This is a genomic window from Helicobacter sp. MIT 01-3238 (assembly GCF_003364135.1).
Lineage (GTDB): Bacteria > Campylobacterota > Campylobacteria > Campylobacterales > Helicobacteraceae > Helicobacter_B.
The window spans coordinates 83,979-103,028 of the sequence record NZ_NXLN01000004.1 but is presented as its reverse complement, the minus strand read 5'-3'; the positions used below and the strand labels follow the sequence as shown (position 1 = coordinate 103,028).

The 19,050-nt window shown below is 40.0% G+C and carries 13 protein-coding genes; 3 read left to right on the top strand and 10 right to left on the bottom strand.

Going from position 1 to position 19,050, the window contains the following annotated elements; genetic code table 11:
- Positions 1–204: 204 nt before the first annotated feature.
- The 3 genes from CQA40_RS02385 to CQA40_RS02375 all read right to left on the bottom strand — a co-directional run bounded on the left by CQA40_RS02385 (position 205) and on the right by CQA40_RS02375 (position 5,471).
- Positions 205–2,802 (bottom strand): AAA domain-containing protein, encoded by a 2,598-nt coding sequence (locus CQA40_RS02385; protein WP_115519368.1) that lies wholly within the window; start codon positions 2,800–2,802, stop codon positions 205–207.
- 4 nt (positions 2,803–2,806) lie between these two features.
- Positions 2,807–3,148: a hypothetical protein gene (locus CQA40_RS10820; protein WP_147290141.1), complete on the bottom strand. Its 342-nt coding sequence runs from the start codon at positions 3,146–3,148 to the stop codon at positions 2,807–2,809.
- A gap of 331 nt (positions 3,149–3,479) precedes the next feature.
- Positions 3,480–5,471, bottom strand: coding sequence for an N-6 DNA methylase (locus CQA40_RS02375; protein ID WP_115519366.1), 1,992 nt, complete (start codon positions 5,469–5,471; stop codon positions 3,480–3,482).
- 119 nt (positions 5,472–5,590) lie between these two features.
- On the opposite strand from CQA40_RS02375, the gene CQA40_RS02370 reads away from it, so the two are divergent.
- Complete coding sequence (locus tag CQA40_RS02370; RefSeq protein WP_115519365.1) at positions 5,591–6,133, top strand: ClbS/DfsB family four-helix bundle protein; 543 nt, start codon at positions 5,591–5,593, stop codon at positions 6,131–6,133.
- Here CQA40_RS02370 and ilvD read toward each other — a convergent pair.
- The 5 genes from ilvD to tig all read right to left on the bottom strand — a co-directional run bounded on the left by ilvD (position 6,130) and on the right by tig (position 12,059).
- Positions 6,130–7,842 carry a dihydroxy-acid dehydratase gene (gene ilvD, locus CQA40_RS02365; protein WP_115519386.1) on the bottom strand — a complete coding sequence of 571 codons (1,713 nt, stop codon included), beginning with the start codon at positions 7,840–7,842 and terminating at the stop codon, positions 6,130–6,132. The genes CQA40_RS02370 and ilvD overlap by 4 nt on opposite strands.
- A 379-nt stretch (positions 7,843–8,221) precedes the next feature.
- A complete protein-coding gene (def, locus tag CQA40_RS02360; RefSeq protein WP_115519364.1) occupies positions 8,222–8,797 on the bottom strand; it encodes a peptide deformylase in 576 nt (191 codons plus the stop codon).
- Entirely contained in the window at positions 8,760–9,869 is a 1,110-nt protein-coding gene (locus CQA40_RS02355; protein WP_023927416.1) for a diguanylate cyclase, read from the bottom strand. Before CQA40_RS02355 ends, def begins: the two co-directional genes overlap by 38 nt.
- Before the next feature lie 150 nt (positions 9,870–10,019).
- Positions 10,020–10,607, bottom strand: a complete 588-nt coding sequence (gene clpP / locus CQA40_RS02350) for an ATP-dependent Clp endopeptidase proteolytic subunit ClpP (protein WP_023927417.1) — start codon at positions 10,605–10,607, stop codon at positions 10,020–10,022.
- Positions 10,608–10,616: 9 nt separating this feature from the next.
- Positions 10,617–12,059, bottom strand: a complete 1,443-nt coding sequence (tig, locus tag CQA40_RS02345) for a trigger factor (RefSeq protein ID WP_115519363.1) — start codon at positions 12,057–12,059, stop codon at positions 10,617–10,619.
- A 215-nt stretch (positions 12,060–12,274) separates the two neighbouring features.
- Between tig and fliI the strand changes: the two genes are divergently transcribed.
- The gene (gene fliI / locus CQA40_RS02340; RefSeq protein ID WP_115519362.1) at positions 12,275–13,579 is read left to right on the top strand and encodes a flagellar protein export ATPase FliI; all 1,305 of its coding nucleotides are present in this window, start codon (positions 12,275–12,277) and stop codon (positions 13,577–13,579) included.
- A gap of 183 nt (positions 13,580–13,762) precedes the next feature.
- On the opposite strand, the gene CQA40_RS02335 is transcribed toward fliI, so the two are convergent.
- Entirely contained in the window at positions 13,763–14,416 is a 654-nt protein-coding gene (locus tag CQA40_RS02335) for a hypothetical protein (RefSeq protein WP_115519361.1), read from the bottom strand.
- A 51-nt stretch (positions 14,417–14,467) separates the two neighbouring features.
- Positions 14,468–15,355 (bottom strand): hypothetical protein, encoded by an 888-nt coding sequence (locus CQA40_RS02330; RefSeq protein WP_115519360.1) that lies wholly within the window; start codon positions 15,353–15,355, stop codon positions 14,468–14,470.
- 92 nt (positions 15,356–15,447) lie between these two features.
- Here CQA40_RS02330 and CQA40_RS02325 point away from each other — a divergent pair, with 92 nt between their 5' ends.
- A complete protein-coding gene (locus tag CQA40_RS02325; RefSeq protein WP_147290140.1) occupies positions 15,448–18,987 on the top strand; it encodes a UvrD-helicase domain-containing protein in 3,540 nt (1,179 codons plus the stop codon).
- The last annotated feature ends 63 nt before the right edge of the window (positions 18,988–19,050 follow it).

Sequence of the window (19,050 nt, the reverse complement as noted above, 5' to 3'; positions counted from 1 at the left end):
TATCAAAATCTCCCTTACACCCACTTCATAACATTCAAATCTATGTGCAAAATTCCGCGTAAAATTACCATTTTTGTGTGTCTAGCACCGCGTTGTGAGTTGTGATTTGTGTGTGGTTTTTTTTTAGATTTTTTTGGATTTGCTAGATTTGCCATTAGCGTATTCTAGCTTAGAGCTAGATTTTTACTCATTGCTTAGGAGATTTTACATTTCATCACTACTTGTTTTTATGCAGTTATGAAGTGCGTTTATGACGCGCTCCTCCTCGCCACTGCCTATCGTGCTTAGTCGCAAAAGTGTGAAATCATATTTTGCCAAAATCGCGTTTTTTAGCTCATCGCGCTTTGATTGCGCGTTTTTAGCATTATGAAACGCATAGCCGTCAATTTCGATTGTCAAACGCGGCTTTTTATCCATTTTGTGATACACGACAAAGTCAATATGCGTTCGCGGATTTTGCGCGTATTTACGCTCTCTCTCATCTAGCCTACTCATATCGCCAATAACGCGTAAAAGCGGGATATGACACGCAAGGGAGAGATTAGCAAAGCCATACTTTTGCAACATATCAGTGAGAAAAACAAAGGCGATATTTTCAGAATCATATACCGAAATCTTGCGTTTGTTTTTGAGATATTTTTGCCTTGCTTCGTAGTTTTGCTTATAGAGCAAGTCAAATATGGATTTTACGCTACCTTGCTTGATTGCGAAGTTGTTGTATTGGATATATTTGATTAAATCGCCAATGTGGCTATTTGTGCGCTCAAAGTTTGGCGACACCACAAGGATTAGGTGCTTTTTTGCCCGAGTGATTGCGACATTAAGTATTTGTGGATTATCTACAAAATCGCTTATTTCGTTATTTACCACGCTAATGATGATTGCATCTTTTTCGCGCCCTTGAAATTTATGCACAGTATCTACTTGGATTTTGCTATCTCCTAGCGCGTTTTGCAAGGCTTGCTTTTGTTCATTATATGGCGTGATGATTCCTATTTGCTCATCGCTAATGTGCTTTTGCACACTTGGCAAAAGGCTTAAAATCTCATCGATTTCGCGTTGATTGTGCCTCCCTCTTGCGTGATTACCTTGTGAAGTAAATTGCAGATAAATAGCCTCCATTTGAGTGCTATTTCTTGAATCTTCACTTAAAATGATGAGCTTATTATCATAAAATTTTTGATTGCAAAATTCGATAATTTTGGGGTGGCAACGATAATGCTCCCTTAGCAAGACTTTAGGCACATTATCAAACCTCGCACAAATAGATGACAAAAAGCAATGCGCCAAATAATCATAGCAAGGCGAGATTTTGTAATGCGTGTTTAGGGCTTGTATTTGTGGCTTTATCGCTTCTGTGATGACATTTGGTAGCTGCTTTGTGTCGCCTACGATGATGATATTTTTTGCCATTGAGAGAGCGAGCGCACCTGTGGCTAAATCTACTTGCGAAGCCTCATCGCAGATGAGATAATCAAACTCTAGCTTTGGATTTAGCGCGTTTGAAATAGAATGCGTAGTGCTAAAAATCACAGGATATTGTGTGATAAAATCGTTATATTTTGCAAATAAATCATTTTGGCTAAATTCTGCAATTTTAAGATTGCTATATCTCTCTACCAAGTGGGATTCTAACTCTTTTTTAGAGAGAGTTTTTAGCGTGGTAAGAATGTCTTGCTTTTGCAAGGTATCTAGCGATTTTTTATCATTGTGGATTTTATCTTTTAGTTGTGAAATAGCGCACTCATAATACACATACTCAAAACCTTTGATAATCTCAAAAAGCGCGTTTTTATAAAACCTAAAATCCCCAATCCCACGAAAGAAAATAAGTTTTAGCTTAAGCCAAAAACTAATTTTTCTAGATTCTAAAATCTGTGTTTTGTCATACAAAAGTGCTTGTGTATTTAGCTTTGAGAGATTTTTTACCTTTGGCAAAATGCTTATTTTCTCTTGCTTTTTAAAATGTGCAAATTCCATTTCTAGCTTTGATAAAAGCGCGTTATCTTGCGCGATAGAATTTTGGAGGATAAAAAATTGTTGCAAATTTTGGTTAAGCACATCTATGTGTGATTTATCGTTTGAATTAGCGTAATCTAGCGTTGTTTGGTGCAATTTTTCTAGCTCTTTTGTGGGTTGATTTGCTATAAAATTTTCTTTATTTTCCTTTTTGCCAAGTAGCGCACAGATACAATCCAAATGGGTATTTGCTAGCTCAAAACTTGCAAGTTTTTCAAGCACATTTTGGATTGCGGAGTTGTTGTTTGACACCACAGCTATGACTCTATCGCGGTATAAAAGATTTGCGATGATATTTAGGATAGTTTGAGTTTTGCCCGTGCCCGGTGGTCCCTCAATAATGCTTATTTGACTTGTGAGTGCGTTTTTTACCGCTTCAAATTGAGAGAGATTTGAGCCAAAGGGGAAGAGCAATGGCTTATCATTGTGAAGTGCAGCGATTTTGGAGTTTGTATCTAGGTAGGTAAAAAGCGCGTTTTGTGATTCGCCATTCGTGCATTCTAGCTTGGAGCTAGGGATTTTTTCATACTCATTGCTTAGTAGAGATTTTTCTCCATCATCGCTCTTTAGCCCCACTTTCAAGGCGATTTGCCTAAAATACTCTAGCGTATTTTGCGCACCTAGCGATAATCTCTCAATCTCTAAAAGCCTAAAATTTTCTTTGGTATAAGAGTAGATTTTGCCTTGATTTTTAAACTTCACTTGCAAATTTCCATTTACAAGTTCATAGCTTTCTATGTCTTTTGTTTTATCTTGGTTTTTTAGGATAATTTTGTGCTCCATTTGCCTACTTCCTCCCCTTTTGCCTAATCCTATCCAAAATCTCTCTCACACTCACTTCATAGCATTCAAACTCCGCGATATTACTCTCTTTTAGCCATAGCTGTCCCTCGCCTACATTGCCTCTATGCTGTCCTATGGAGTAGTATTTGTTGTGCGCCACTTCATCACTTGAAAGCACAAAAAATTTTGTTTCATTCATAAATTCTGCGATAAACACAAAAACATCACAACAATCAGGTTTAATCTGTTGGAAATTCATATCAAAGGCTAAATTTGCATTATTTTGCAATGCTCTTGTAATAAGTGGTCCTTTTACATTGCGCGACACAGCACGAGAAGATTTCACTTCAATCCTAATTCCATCAAGCCAAAAATCATATTGTCCAGAATAGTTTGGGTCGAGCACTTTTGTTGGCACTTGAAGTTCTGGTATAAATTCTTTCAAGCGATTTTGTGCATACTGTTCGCCATAATTTCTTGGCGCAGTAATTGTATATGGATACAAATATAGGTATTCAGAACAAAAACTAATACATTCTTGTCTAGTAAGCACATAGTTACTTTCAAGATGTGCTAGTATGTTTATAATTCCATAAAGATATATTTTGTGCCCATCTATTGGCTCAATTCGATTTGAGTTTAATATATTGAAAGTATATATTTTTTGATTTATTTCTCTAATTAGCTTTTCCACTTAGCACCTTTTTTATGTGGTTTTGCTCATCGCTGCTGATTTGATACATCTCATAGATTTTATCTTGCAATATCGCTTCACTCGCGCTATCTGCGCTAATTATTTTACTAACCAACGCGCAAATCTCGCTATCTTGTTTGCTTGTGATTTTGGGGAATGGCAACTGCGCTAGATTGCCCTTTAGCACTTTGATTTCGCCAAATAGCACGCTATGCAAATATGCAAAAAGTTCAGAATTTAAAAAGCCTAGCGCGGCTTTGATTGACATATTGGGTATTTTGGGGATTAGGATATTTGCGCTATTTAAAAACAACGCCCCGCTTTCATCATAGGCAAACACAAGTTTGCTTGATATAAATTTATACACAAGTTTTTCGCTCGCACGATAATACTCATCTTTTGCCACCTGCTGAAATTTCGCCCTATCATAAAGAATAAAATTCCGCGCTTGCTTTAGATGATATGGTGCAATCTCTTTGCCCGTGTAGATTTTCTCACTTCCTTGAATCCGCTCTTTATGCAAGGCATTTTTGTTATCCCCCGTAACGATTCCTAACGCCCAAATGCTTTGATTCAAATCATATTTGCCAATGCTTTTTGCCTTTTTTATAATCTCTAAATCTTTGCCTGAAAGCGCGCTAAAGTTATGATTTTGGCTTTGCAAAAATGCTGATAGTGGCGTTACAAACTCATCATTATTTTTTATGATTTTGCATTTTTGAGATTTTGGGTTTGGTTGAGAGACTTTATCCGCTCTAGATTGAATAGATTTTTTATGCGTTATGCTTACAAACTCCGTGCTAACGCCACTAAAGACATTTGCATAATGCTTGATTTGCTCTAACGCGCCATTATGCAAGATAAACTCTCGCAAATCCCTATGTGCTTTAACATTTAGCATAGCATTTGGAAGCAAAAAATTCATAACACCATTTGGCTTTAGCTTGGCATAAGATTTGACAAAAAATAGCGAAAATCGCTCGCCTGAAGTGATAATGCTTTGCGTGGGGTTTGTATTTTTGGATTGCACTTTTTTGCCATTTTGATTTTTTTGGTAAGTTTTGCTCTCATAGATTTTAGCACGATAATTTTTTGCGCGATAAATCCCCCACGGCGGATTTGTGCAGATATAATCAAAACTCTTATTTAGACATTCACTCACGCCTTTATCGCTACACAGATTCTCCTCAAAGTCCAAAAAATCCGCGCAATAAATCTGCGGGATAAAATCCATATCGCTAAATTTTACAAGCATATTTATTTTTGCGATAAACACGGCTAGCGGATTATTATCAATGCCAAAAATTTGATTTGGCATAGCATTTTCCAAGCTAAGCATAAATGCCCCACTCCCACACGCAGGGTCTAAAAAAATCTCTCCATTGCCAAAATCTAGCCCCTTTGTCATTTCTCTTGTGATAGCGTGTGGCGTGTAGTAAGCACCAGAGATATTTTTCTCCCCCTCAAGCAAAAGGCACTGATAAATAAGCCCAAGCAAATCCACTTCATCGCAAGGCAGGGAAAAATCTAGTAAATCATCATAGCACTCAAATCCGCTTTGAAAATCCTGCACACAATCGAGCGCAAAATCTTTGTATGTGTCTAGCACCGCTTGTATATGGGCTTTACGCAAGAGATTTTTCGCTTTTAGCAGATTTAGCGCAAGGGAATATATGGCGTTTTTGGTGGAGTAGTTTTTTTGGATAATGAATCTCACAATGCGCTCTATAAGCGCGATATTTTTGGCATTGCAAAAATACTCCGTAGGGATAATATTTTTGCAAGAGAGTTTTTTATTTGCCCGAGTTGTGAGCTTGGGTTTTGTGATTTGCGTGTGGTTTTGTGGGTTTTTTAGATTTGCTAGATTTGACAATCTTGAATCTAGATTCTGATTTTGCAAGATTCCAAGTTTGCGCCAATTTTGCCTTGTCGCAGGGGATATGAGGGAATCTAGTCGCTCTAGCTGTAATGTCATTGCTAAGCCTCATTCGTGTTAAAATAATTTTAATATTGTGCCATTATTTGCAAAACAATTCAAATTGCAATATAATCGCCAAGTGTATAGAAAATCACAGAATCTAAAAAGGACACGCTATGCCACGCCCACGAAATAAAGATGAATTGATAAAAGACATAAATGCCGAGTTTAGCAAACTTTGTAAGATTATCAATGAGACGCCAAAAAACATTTTGCAAGATGATTTTAAAAGCCCCTTGCCGAGCAATTCTCGCGATAAAAACGCTAAAGATGTGCTTATCCACCTTTATGAATGGCAAGTTATGCTCCAAAATTTTATTAGCAATAATTTAGACTTTAAGGGTGGCAAATTCACTCCAAAGGCTGAGATTTCGCCCTTTTTACCACACCCTTATAATTGGCGCACCTATCCAAAACTCAATGTAGAGATTTGGCAAAAGCACCAAAGCACAAACTTTGAGAGCGCACTATATTTACTCAAATCAAGTCATCAAAGCATTTTAGCTCTAGCTCAAAAGTTCAGCGACAACGAGCTTTTTGACAAAAAGCATTTTGCTTTTACGGGTGCGACAAATTTAGGCTCTTATGTGATTTCGGCAAGTTGTAGCCACTATGTATGGGCGATAAAGCAACTTAAAAGCGGACTTAAACATAGCTAAAATCTAAAAAATCCCAAGTCAAGCACTGCACCATTACTTGCATTACTCACTAGCTTTTGATATTGTGCGAGCCACCGCGAGTGTAGTGGTTTATCAATAGGCTTAAATTCCGCCCTGCGCTTGGCGATTTCCGCTTCGCTTAGTCGCACATTTATGGCGTAGCTATCCACATCTATGTCGATTATGTCGCCGTCTTTTAGTAGCCCGATTAGTCCGCCCTCTGCGGCTTCGGGGCTGATATGCCCTATGCTTAGTCCCCTTGTAGCCCCGCTAAACCGCCCATCTGTGATGAGCGCGACATCTGCGCCTAGCCCCATTCCCATTATGAGGCTTGTGGGGCTTAGCATTTCTTGCATTCCGGGACCCCCCTTTGGTCCCTCATAGCGTATCACGCACACATCGCCTTTTTGCACTTTGCCCTTTATGATGCCCTTTATCGCTTCATCTTGGCTATTAAAGCACACAGCTTTCCCGCTAAACTTGCGCTCTCCTGTGATTCCCGCTGTCTTTATCACGCAGCCTTGTTCTGCGAGATTGCCAAAGAGTATCGCTAGTCCGCCCACCTGCGAGTAGGCGTTTTCTACCTTGTGGATTACACTCTCATCTTTGATTATCGCGTCCCTCACGCGCTCACCCAAGCTCTCGCCCGTGATAGTGAGCGCGTCTAAGTCAAGCAGTCCGTTATCCCTGCGCGAGATTTCTTTGATAAGCGCGTTTATGCCCCCTGCGTTGCCGACATCTTCCATAGCCACTTCGGGCAAACTCGGCGCGACTTTTGCGATATGAGCGATTTTTTTGCTAATGTCATTTAGCTCTCTTATATCTAGTGGCGCACCTGCCTCGCGCGAAATCGCTAGGATATGCAAAATCGTATTTGAGCTCCCGCCCATAGCCATATCCACCACCATTGCATTGCGAATCGCGGATTTATTGATGATATTGCGGATTTTGTAGCGTTCCTCGATTCTAGAATCTTCAAGCGATTGCAGGGCAATTTCACAGATTCGCCTTGCGGCTTGGCGCAGTAGTTCCTCGCGCTCTTTGCTTTGCGCTAGTGCCGTGCCATTGCCACTTAGGGCTATTCCTAGTGCTTCGCAAAGCGAGTTCATCGAGTTTGCCGTAAATAGCCCCGAGCAAGAACCACCGCTAGGACAGGCTTTGCACTCTATGTCTTTGAGTTCTGCCTCATCTATTTTTTTGACTTCATACGCGCCCACCGCTTCAAACACGCTATTTAAGGTAAGCTTCTCGCCTTTCTCACTAAACCCCGCACGCATAGGACCGCCACTTACAAAAATCGTTGGCACATTCACGCGCAGCGCACCCATAAGCATTCCGGGCGTGATTTTATCGCAGTTTGGTATGCAGATAAGCGCGTCAAGCTGGTGGGCATTCATCACAGATTCCACCGAATTAGCGATGATTTCACGGCTAGGCAGGGAGTAGAGCATACCATTATGCCCCATAGCTATGCCATCATCAACGCCTATGGTGTTAAATTCAAAGGGCACACAGCCATTTTTGCGGATTTCGTCCTTGATGATTTGGGCGTATTCGTTTAGGTAAAAATGCCCGGGAATTATGTCTATGTAGCTATTTGCCACGCCGATAAAGGGTTTGCTAAAATCCTCTTCACTTAACCCACAAGCCCGTAATAATGAGCGATTCGGGGCTTTTAGGTAGCCTTTTTTAATAACATCACTTCGCATTGTTTTATCCTTTTTGTTGTGTTTGTTTTTGCGACTTTTGCGATTGCTTCGTCGCATTTGTGGTTTGTCGTGTTTTTGCCTTGTCGCGTTTATTTTGTCGTGCACTGGGTTTGTTTTGTGATTTTACATTTGCATTTATCTTTGATATTATAATGAATTTTGATTAAATCCATTTGCGCGACTTTAAAAACCTCAAATCATTATTTGTCATATTGATGTCCTTTAAGCTCAAAATATCCAAAATGTAACCATAAATGTGTAAATTTTTTTGAATACTTCGGGCTTAAAAGCTCTTAGGTATGACAAAATGTAAGTTTTTGGATATTTTATTTGCGTTTAAGAAAGGTAGTTTTTGCAATGATTAAAAGTATTTAAATTTTTAGGATTTCCCTTTTTGTTCTTTTTGTAATCGCTTTAGCTCTTTTTCAAATTTTTTCCTACGCAAGATTGGTAGTTTATCGACAAATAGGATTCCATCTAGGTGGTCTATCTCGTGCTGCAGACAGATAGCAAGTGTGTCATTTGCCTGCAGTATATGCTCCTTGCCAAATCTATCTTGATATGCCACGCTCACGCTCTCAAACCGCTCAACATCCTCAAAAAATCCCGGCACTGATAAGCACCCCTCTTTATACAAAGTCTGCCCCTCTTTTTTTAAAAACACGGGATTTATGATTTCTAGCAAGTCTTCTTTGCGCTGCTCTGTCGGCACAGCATAGCTACCATCTTCTTGCAGCTCTGGCTGTGCGCCCTCCACCTCACGCGGGATATTTATCACTAGCGCACGGATAGGCTCCCCCACCTGAATCGCTGCTAGCCCGATGCCTCCACGCTCTATCATCGTCTCATACATATCATCTAAAAGCCTGTGTAGATTCTCATCAAACTCACGCACGAGGTTTGATTTTGTTTTTAGCTTAGAGTTTGGGTGCTTCAATATCGTCAATATCGGCATTTTCGTCATCTTGCTGGTAGATTTTGCAGTGCTGTTTTTCTTCTAGGGCGACTTTGAGAGTTGAGAGGCAAGCACTTTGGGTTTCTTCTATGGACCGTTCAGGCATTATCTTTGCGATACTTGTGGAGATGTCTAGCTGCAAGTTCAAATCCCCCACAAACACATCAGTGATTTGCGCGGCTTGATAGAGGGCGACACAGATTTCTTGGGCTTCTCTAATGTCAGAATATTTTAGCAAAATCCCAAAAATCCCCTCGCCTATGTAGCCGATAAAATCACTCGTAGGAACGTGCTTTTGCAAAAACTTTGCCAAAGTCTTTAGCAAAATCATAAACACAGGCGAATCCTGCCCGACATTTCGCGATAGCTCATTAGAAAGCGAGGAATACACTAAGATTGATGGGTGGTTAAATTCTTGGCAGAGTTGCTGTTCTTTTTGCAAGGCGGCGTTGAAAAAATTGCGATTATAGACATCTAGATTTAAATCATAGACAGAATTTTGGCTAATTTGCTTTAGATTTTTGTCAGTCTTTACATACAAGTCGCGGATTTGGTCTAGCTGCTTTGAAGTAATGGTGGTTACTTTATTCATATCCCGCACAAAAAAATCCATAACATTTCTTAGGGTAAGTTTGTTGTCTGCTTGCTCCATATCTTGGCTATATTGCCTTACTACATTTTGTGCGATTAGGAAGTTTTGATACACCACGGACATACAATTTAGCACTTGCTTTATCACGCGCAGGCTTTCTCCCACTGACTTTTCAAAGATAAGTGCGCGATTTTCTAGGTCTGATTGAAGTCGCATAATCGTGCGGATTTTTTGCTTTGTCGTGGGGGATTCTTTTTCTAAAAATTTCTCAAAATACAAGCGATAGTTTGAGGGTAGGCAGGGTAGGGACTCTTGCTGTATGGTTTGGACTGCTGTTTCTGAAAGTCTGCTAACCACACTTAAAAAATCCTCCCCATCGCCCGGGGCTATATCGCCCTCCTCGCCACCTCTAGGCACGGTAGGATTTACGCCAGAGAGAAATGGATTATCTGAGATACTTGCTTTATCTTCTTTTGCCATTTGTGCCTACCTTGTTGTGGGATTTGATTTTGGGATTTTGTGTAATCTTGTAGTTTTTGCTCTATTTTTTTCACTTGATTTTATTTTTGACTTGCTTTTGGCTTGATTTACTTTCGCTTTGATTTTGCTTTTTTGGCTTTTGTGGTTTGGCTACTTCGCGCTTCGCTCCAAAATCTTATCTATCAAGCCGTATTCTTTGGCTTCTTTTGCACTCATAAAAAAGTCCCTTTCGGTGTCTTGGGCGATTTTTTTGAGACTTTGTCCTGTCGTGCCAGCCATTATCTCATTTAGCTTTGCTTTTAGTCGCAAAATCTCTTTTGCTTGGATTTCTATATCGCTAGCTTGCCCTTGTGCGCCACCTAGAGGCTGATGAATCATAATGCGAGAATTTGGCAAAGAAAATCGCTTGCCTTTCTCCCCACAGCTTAGCAAAAACGCCCCCGCACTCGCTGCCTGCCCGATACAAATCGTGCAAACGCTAGGGCGGATATAGTTCATCGTGTCATAGATACTAAACGCACTTGTGATGACACCACCGGGGGAATTTATATAGAGATTTATGTCCTTTTCGGGGTCTTCTGCTTCTAGGAAAAGTAGCTGCGCGACAATAGAGCTAGCAACCATATCATTTATCTCGCCACTTAGCAAAATCACTCTGTCTTTTAGCAAGCGCGAGTAAATATCATAGCTTCGTTCGCCTCGCCCTGTTTTTTCGATGACATAAGGGATATAGTTCATTTCTAGCCTTTATGCTTTTGTAGATTTGGTATGTTTGCTAGCAGTGCTTTTGGATTTTCCGCTAGAAGTAGAATCGGCTTTAGATTCCGCATTTTTAGCCTTAGAATCTTTAGACTCTGCTTTTTTACCGTTTTCTTTTGTGGCGGATTCTGCATTTTTGCTTAGTCCGGCCTTTTTATCTAGTAGTGTATGCAGCACACGATTTTCTATAAGCGACATTTTTATAGCAGGGAGTAGGTTATTTTTTTGGTAATACTCTAGCACTTCTTTTGGATTTTGCCCGCTTATGAGTGCTTCATAATAAATCGCATTCATCACTTCCCTATCATCGATTGTGATATTTTGCGCTTTGGCAATCGCATCAATGATAAAAGTAACCTTGACATTGCTTTGGGCTTCTTGGCGATATTCTTCGCGCTTATCTTTTGCTTTTTTGGCATCTTGCTGATAGGTTTTTAGCTCATCTTGTGAGATAGTGGATAGGGCGTTGCGAAATAATATATCCATTTCTTGCTCGACAATTATTTCAGGCAAATCAAAACCAAAGCTAGAATCTAGTGCTTCTAGGAATTTGCTTTTCATCTCTTCATTGTAGTGCTGTGTTTTTAGCTCATTTGTCAAATCATCTTTTATGCTAGATTCTAGCTCTTTTAGTGTGGCATCCTCTTTGTCCATTAGCTTTTTGGCAAGTGCGTCATCTATGACTTGCTTAGCTTTTTCTTTTAGGGCATTTATTTTGACTTTGAAAGTAGCGGGCTTTCCTGCGAGATTTGGTGTGTGATAAGTAGCGGGGAATGTTACGCTGATTTCTTTTTGCTCGCCTATTTTTGCGCCTATGAGTGCTTCCTCAAAGCCAGCGATGAACTGCCCAGAGCCGATAGCCAAATCAAACCCTTCAGCCTTGCCCCCATCAAAAGCAACGCCATCGACAAATCCCTCAAAATCAATATTTGCGACTAAGTCGTTTTTGACACTTTTGCTAGTTGATTCTATGAGTGGGGCATTGCTTGAAGCGAGGTTTTCTAGTCTTTCTTTGATTTGCTTCTCTGTGGGAGTTGGGATTTTGGGAGTTGGGATTTTGGACTCATAATCGCCTAGTTCAAATTCAGGCACGATAGAGATTTTTATCTCTACTTCAATGTCATCTTTGCCTTTTTCAAACTTGCTTACTACGGGATTGCCGATTAGATTTTGCTCTTTTAGCTCCAGCTTTTCTAGGGCGAGTTTTAGCATTTCTTGGATAGATTCTCTTTCTGCATCTTGCTGCATAGAATCTTTATAACGAGATTTGATGATATGGGTTGGGACTTTGCCTTTTCTAAAGCCGTCTATTTTTAGATTTTTGCTTGCTTTTTGTGCGATAGATTCTAGCTTGGATTCTAAGTCTTTGAGTGCGATTTTGCCTTTTGCTATGGCGTTTGCAGCGTTTATCTTTGTCGTCTCAATGTTCATTTATGCTTCCTTTGGCTTTATGATTTATGCTTTTTGACTGCTTTGTCTTGCCCTATTTTGCCTTTTGCTTCGCGCTTTAAATGGCTTTAAGATTTTAGAGCAAAATTGTCTAGCATTTTAGCCAAAAATCCCAAAAAACATTATAAAATTGCGCAAAACTTTGCGCTTTTATAAGCGTTTGCGATTTTAGATTTTAGAAATATTTAAGGATTGCAATGTCGCTTGATTTGCTAAAAAACAAGCTCGCCACTCGCCCAAATCTCTCCCCACAATATGGCGTTATCCACAAAATCACTCCTACGATTATCTATGCGCGTGGGATTACGCCAAGTGTGGGCGATATTGTCAAAATATTGCACAAAGACAATAGCCAATCTCTCGGTATCGTAACTATAAGTGAGGGGAATGGCTTTGGGTTCAATCCTTTTGAATTTGTCGAAAATTTTGGCATACACGACAAAGTCATTATCCAAAATAACGGACTTACTTTCCCTGTGGCAGATTCTATGCTTGGCAGGGCTTTTGACCCGCTAGGACAGCCTATTGATGATGAGCCACCCCTGCAAAATCCTACTTTTGTGCCTATCATAAATCCCCCCATAAAAGCCCTAAAGCGCGGAATCATAGATGAAGTGTTTGATGTGGGTGTGCGCTCTATAAATTCACTACTTACTTGTGGCAAAGGGCAAAAGCTAGGGATTTTTGCAGGCTCTGGGGTAGGCAAATCCACACTTATGGGAATGATAGTGCGCGGGTGCAATGCTCCAATCAAAGTCATAGCACTTATCGGCGAGCGGGGTAGGGAAGTGCCAGAATTTATCCACAAGTCTTTGGGGGGGAGTTTGGAAAATACCGTGCTTATCGTAGCTACAAGCGATGATTCTCCGCTTATGCGCAAATACGGCGCGTTTTCGGCTATGGCAGTGGCAGAATACTTCAAATCACAAGGCAGAGATGTGCTTTTTATTATGGATTCTATCACGAGATTTGCTATGGCACAGCGAGAGATAGGGCTAGCACTAGGCGAGCCACCCACAAGCAAGGGCTATCCACCAAGTGTGCTCACACTTATGCCACAGCTTATGGAGAGGGCAGGCAAAGAGGAGGGCAAAGGCTCAATAAGCGCGTTTTTTACTGTCCTTGTGGAGGGTGATGACTTAAGCGACCCAATCGCAGACCAAGCTAGAAGTATCCTAGATGGGCATATCGTGCTAGATAGAGGGCTAAGCGATTTGGGTGTGTATCCGCCAATCAATATCCTATCATCTGCTTCGCGCGTAAGCAATGACATCATAAGCGATTCTCAAAAAGAGCTAATCCAAAAATTTCGCCGTTATTACTCACTTTTGCGCGAAAACGAAGTGCTTATCCGCATAGGCTCATATCAGCGAGGTAGCGACCCCGAGCTAGACTATGCGCTTGATTTAAAGCCCGCTATGGAGGCATTTCTAAAGCAAGCAGAAAAAGAAGTCATAAGTTTTGATGAAGCATTAGAGCAACTAGAGAAACTTTTTAGATGATTTTTGTTTTTGTGCGATTTTTAGATTTTGGTGTTTTTATTTTGTAAGTTTTAGCTCTAAGATTTCGGCATTTTCTAAGATTTTTTGGAGAATTTTCTATCGTTTTTGAAAAAAACATATTGCAAAAATGTATTTCAACAAAAACTAGCGCGATTCTAGCGCGGGTTAAACCGCGCTAGTTTGCTACTTTTGCACAGCTTCTTCGTATTGCTTTGCTACTTCCTCATACTCTTTGACTGCTATTTCGTAGTCATTTACTAGATTTTCAAAAACACTTACCTTTTCTAGCGCACTTTTTACGACTACTTCGTATTCTTTTACCGCTGTTTCAAACTTACTTAGCGCAACGGTATTGATACCCTCGCTACCATTTGAAGCATTTTCCGCAGGATTTGTAGCAGGTTTTACCCTGCTTCGCGCATTATCGACTTTGCTTTTTATGGATTTTGCTTTATTTAGCTCTGCGCTTGCCTTGCTCGCGGCACTTTTTGCATCATCGCTTATCTCCATTACCTTAAAAGTCGCAGCCATATACTCGCCCTCTTTTGCCTTTGCATTTTCGCTTGTGCTTACCTCTGTGTCGGCTTTTTGGTTTGCTTCTTTGTTTTTAGCTATGGCTTTTTTTGCAGCTACTATGGCTTTGCTTTTTGCTTCATCAGCCCTTGATTTTGTGGCTTTGGTTTTTTCTAGCACAGATTCTATTTTGCTTAGAGCTATTTTGTATTGATTTTCTGCTTGTGTGTATCTCTCATCAAGCACTTGGAAATCAGCCCCACTGCACAAATGTGTAAGCCCCGCAAAGCAAGCACACAAAGCTACCAATGCTATTTTTCTCATCTAAGCCTCCTATTTTGATTTTGCTAAACTTGATTTTGCTAGCCTAATTTTCTAAAAAATAAACGCCAAAAAGAGTTGGAATTTATCATAGGCAATGTCATAAATATCTCGCCCTCGCGTTTGAGTGATGATATTAGAGCCATTTATATTGTTGCTACCCGCAGCAGTATCAGGCTTTGTCTCATCTTTGCGGTTTGTCATATCGCCGTGCAAGTAGCGAAATCCTATGTTTATCACATTGCTTACTTTGTAGCCAATCCCAGCTCCATAGATGATTCCATCATAGCTTGTTTCCACTCTAGGAAACGCTCCATTTCCACTTTGATTTGTAGTGGGGTAAATATCAGTCATAAACAACCAGCCATAGCCCACAAGTCCTGTGAGATAAAATCCACTTTTTTCTATCCCTAGCATTACAGGGATTTCACTTCCCCAGCCCACGATTCCGTCATAGTCTTTTGTTTGGAATCCTCTATGGTCGCTCAAAATATTTGATTTCCCGCCAGCTTTTAGATAGATAGGGAAATTTACCCCAGCACCTGCTAGGAAGTTTATCCCACCCACCGCGCTTTCAATCGTGCGGATATAGACATTATATCCCAAATCCACCGCCCAATAATTTGCCTTGCCAAGCATAGTGTATGAGCCACCTACTGCGCCTTCGTTAAATATATACCAACGCCGTTCGGAATTGCTAGCATTTGCCCTAGAGCCAGAGACGATTGAGCCACTCGCGAAGTTTTTGGTAAATCTGCTTTGGTTGCTTTGTAGGCTTTTGTAGCTATTGCTAGCACTACTTTTTCTGCTTGAAGCACTCCAAGCACTGCTAAAAACGCCAGAAACTCCTACACTTAGCACAAGTGCCAAAAGTCCATTTGAGACTTTTAAAGCTAGATTTTTAGAGCTCAAATTTTTCAAGCTTTGTGTGTGTTTTTTCATTTTACACTCTCCTTTTAAGGAATTTTTGCTATGATACCAAATCGACAACAATACTAAATCAATAAACAATAAAAGTATTTTTGGAGCAAAAATTGGATTCTACCACCACTGAACTACCTGCTACTAAATTATCTGCACAAGCGCAATCAACCACCCCAAAATCATCTACACAAAATATATCACAGCCCACTTCCAAATCTTCTCAATCCACTCAATATGCTCAATCCACTCATTTTGTTCAACCTCTCTCACACCCATTTCTAGCACTCAAAGCCTCCGCAGGTAGTGGCAAAACATTTAGCCTTGCTTTGCGCTTTGTGTGGCTACTTTTTCGTGGCGCAAAGCCTAGCGAGATTTTAGCCCTTACCTTTACCAACAAAGCCACCAAAGAAATGCAAGAGCGCGTCCAAAACGCCCTAAAAGAGCTTGCAAACCCGCATACTCTGCCTACCTCGCCCTTTCTCTCACAGCTACAAAGTATGGGACTTAGCCTACAAGAAATAAAAGCAAATAGCCAAAAAATCTACCAAGAATTTTTGGATTCTACTCCTAGAATTTGCACAATAGATGCGTTTTTTAACTCGATTTTGCACAAATTTTGTTGGTATGTCGGGCTTAGCCAAGACTACCAAATGGGCGAGGACATAGAGGAGGAAGAGCTATTTGAGGAGTTTTTGGCGATTTTGTCAAAAAGTAGCATTGCAGATTCTGCAAATATCTTTGATAGGCTTATTAGATTTTGTTTTGATTTTGACATAGATTTTAGTCGTGTTATGGAGCATTTAGAAGTGTGGCACAATGACAAAATCCACTTCAATGATAAGTTTTTGCAAGAGATAAAATCCCACTCAATAGCTAAGACAAAAAAAGAGCTAGCCCAAGTAGAATCTAGCGTTTTATCCACACTTAAGCATCTAAAAGCCCTGCTAGAAAAAGGCAATGCCTCGCAACGCGCACTAAACGCAGTGCAAGCCACAAGTGCGCAAGAATTTATCAAAAAAAAGAGTTGGACATTTTTACAAAAAGATGAGCCAAGAGAATTTAATTTTTTTAAAACACCACTTAAAGATGAAGCAATAAATGCGGAGTTTTGCAAGCATATAGCAGTTCTAAAGCAATATCTAAAGCAATATTTTTTGCTAAAAGAGCGCGTGATTTTTGTGGAGCTAGAGAGGATTTTGGACGCTTTTGGCAGGGCAAAAAACCTATCTATACGGTCAAGCAAAAAACTAAGCTTTGCAAACTGTGCCCTAAAAGTGTATGAGCTACTTATACTAGGAGAGGGGTTAAATGTGGGTGCGGGTGGTATCGACCCGCAGTTTTTCTACTTTCGTATGGATAATACCATTAGCCATATTTTGATTGATGAGTTTCAAGACACTAGCCCTATGCAATACGCCATTTTACAGCCACTAATTGATGAGATATACGCGGGTAGGGGGAGGGATATACGCGGGCAGGTAGATGATAGAAGCGTGTTTTTTGTGGGGGATTCTAAGCAGTGCATTTATGGATTTAGGGGGAGTGAAGCGGGATTTTTTGATGAGGTTATTTCTCATTCGCCATTACATACACATAGCCTGCCACACAACTATCGAAGCAAAAAATATATCATTGATTTTGTAAATGCGTGCTTTGGCAAAATCTTTGCAGAGCAATACCAAAATCAGACGCTACCACAAAATCAAATATCACAAATACAAGATTGCACTACTAGAGCTACCACAAGTAGCTTTGCAAAAAACGACTTTGATATAAATGGCTTTATTTGCATTGCGCAAGATTTGAGCCAAAAATCAAACGAAGCAAAATCTAGCCCAAATAAAACCAAAACCATATCTAATGATTTTGGTGATTCTGCCAAATCCACTGATTCTACTGAATCTACAAATCCCGCAGATGATACAAGTGAAAATATCGTAGTTACGCAAGTGCTAGAGAGTTTGCAAACGCTATTTTTACTAGGCGTGCAGCCAAATGATATTGCGATATTGTGCTTTAGAAATGATGATATTTTTAGCATAAATGAAGCGATAAAAGAGCGGTTTAGAAATATCAAAACCACACCTGAAATCAAATCTGCCTTTGTCCAAAAGCCTAGCGTGCGCTTTATCCTAAGTGCGCTAAAATTTATCCAAAGTATCAAAGATAATCACACACAAGATAATGATAGCACACAAGAAAAATCCTCCAAAAACTCGGCTGATTTTTATGTGTATGAGTGCTTAAAAATCGCAGGCAAAAAAGCGTTTGATTTTCCACAAGAGAAGCAAAAAGAGCTACTGCAATCATACAAAAACACCCTAAAAGAATGCCTAAAAAAATCATATCAAACCACTTCTGCACATTCTGTGCATTTCGCACACTCTGCAAATTCTGCAAATGAAAAAATCATAAAGCCTAGCAAATGTATCCTAGAAATCATCAAATCTTTTCATATCTATGATAAAAATGCCCAAAAACTCCTTGAAGTAAGCCTCCAAATAGTGCAAACAAGACATAGCGAAACTCTTAGCGAGTTTATCGCTAGAGTAGAATCACAAAGCATCACACCACCAAAAGAGAATTATGCAGGTATTAGGATTTTGACTATTCACGCAGCAAAAGGGCTAGAGTTTCCATATGTGATTTTGGCTGATAGACTCGGAGGAGAGAGGCATAGTCCCAAAAATTTTGTCTATGATGACAAAGTATATTTTGTCCAAAAAAATAGAGAGATTGTCGATGAGGGATTTCGCTTAGCACTAGAAGTGGCTAAAAATGCCGAAAAAATAGAAAAAAATAATGTCCTTTATGTCGCTTGCACTAGAGCAAAAGATGGGCTTATCATCGTCCCCAAAGATGACAAAAGTGCGTTTGAGGAGATACTAAAATCCATTGATTCATCATCGTTTTTGGATAGCTCTGCAGGGATAGAGACGCTAAAAGGCCTGAAAGATAAAGCCACCAAAAAGCCACAAGCAAAAACAAAAGAGGAGCAAAAAACAACTAACCCCAAAATCCTAACCCAAATGCCCTTTGGCGCACAAAATCAAACACTAAAAAAAGAATCCCAATCATTGCCAAATGCCCTGCCAAACGCAGAAAAAATCCGCTTTGGTAATGCACTTCACTTAGCACTAGAATACGCGCTAGGCTTTGGAGTTGGCGATGAAATCTTGCGCAATATTTTGCAAAATCATTTTGGAGAAAGCATTGATATTTCACGCCTTTTAGCCCTCACTCACGCTACAAAAGAAAATCCGCGTTTCCAAGCGTTTTTGCAAAAATCACAAAATCCACAGCAGAATTTAGCGCAAGCGCAGGCTTCGCAAGAATCTTTGACACAGACTTCACAAGAGATTCCACAAGAGACTTCGCAAGAGAATTTGCAAGAGATTTTAGTAGAAGTGCCATTATTTTTTGATGGCGAACTAAAGCGTATCGACTTGCTTGTGCGGGAGGGAGATAGGATTTTTGTCTATGATTATAAAAGTGGGGCTTCTACCAAGCAGGAGTATAAAGATGAGCACAAAAAGCAAGTAAGTGGCTATGTCCGCGCACTAAAAAGCCTATATAGCGACTATGAAATAAATGGCTATGTCGCTTATATCCGTGATGAGATTGTGTGGGAATCCTGCGATAATGTGTAAAAATACACAAAAACCAACTAAAATAATGCCAAATTTTACTTAAAAATCCTAATCTTAAATTCT

Bases quoted from the DNA above. Each gene is read 5' to 3' on its own strand.
- CQA40_RS02385 (WP_115519368.1), bottom strand. From the start codon at position 2,802: ATGGAGCACAAAATTATCCTAAAAAACCAAGATAAAACAAAAGACATA.
- CQA40_RS02375 (WP_115519366.1), bottom strand. From the start codon at position 5,471: ATGACATTACAGCTAGAGCGACTAGATTCCCTCATATCCCCTGCGACA.
- CQA40_RS02370 (WP_115519365.1), top strand. From the start codon at position 5,591: ATGCCACGCCCACGAAATAAAGATGAATTGATAAAAGACATAAATGCC.
- ilvD (WP_115519386.1), bottom strand. From the start codon at position 7,842: ATGCGAAGTGATGTTATTAAAAAAGGCTACCTAAAAGCCCCGAATCGC.
- def (WP_115519364.1), bottom strand. From the start codon at position 8,797: ATGCCGATATTGACGATATTGAAGCACCCAAACTCTAAGCTAAAAACA.
- CQA40_RS02355 (WP_023927416.1), bottom strand. From the start codon at position 9,869: ATGGCAAAAGAAGATAAAGCAAGTATCTCAGATAATCCATTTCTCTCT.
- clpP (WP_023927417.1), bottom strand. From the start codon at position 10,607: ATGAACTATATCCCTTATGTCATCGAAAAAACAGGGCGAGGCGAACGA.
- tig (WP_115519363.1), bottom strand. From the start codon at position 12,059: ATGAACATTGAGACGACAAAGATAAACGCTGCAAACGCCATAGCAAAA.
- fliI (WP_115519362.1), top strand. From the start codon at position 12,275: ATGTCGCTTGATTTGCTAAAAAACAAGCTCGCCACTCGCCCAAATCTC.
- CQA40_RS02335 (WP_115519361.1), bottom strand. From the start codon at position 14,416: ATGAGAAAAATAGCATTGGTAGCTTTGTGTGCTTGCTTTGCGGGGCTT.
- CQA40_RS02330 (WP_115519360.1), bottom strand. From the start codon at position 15,355: ATGAAAAAACACACACAAAGCTTGAAAAATTTGAGCTCTAAAAATCTA.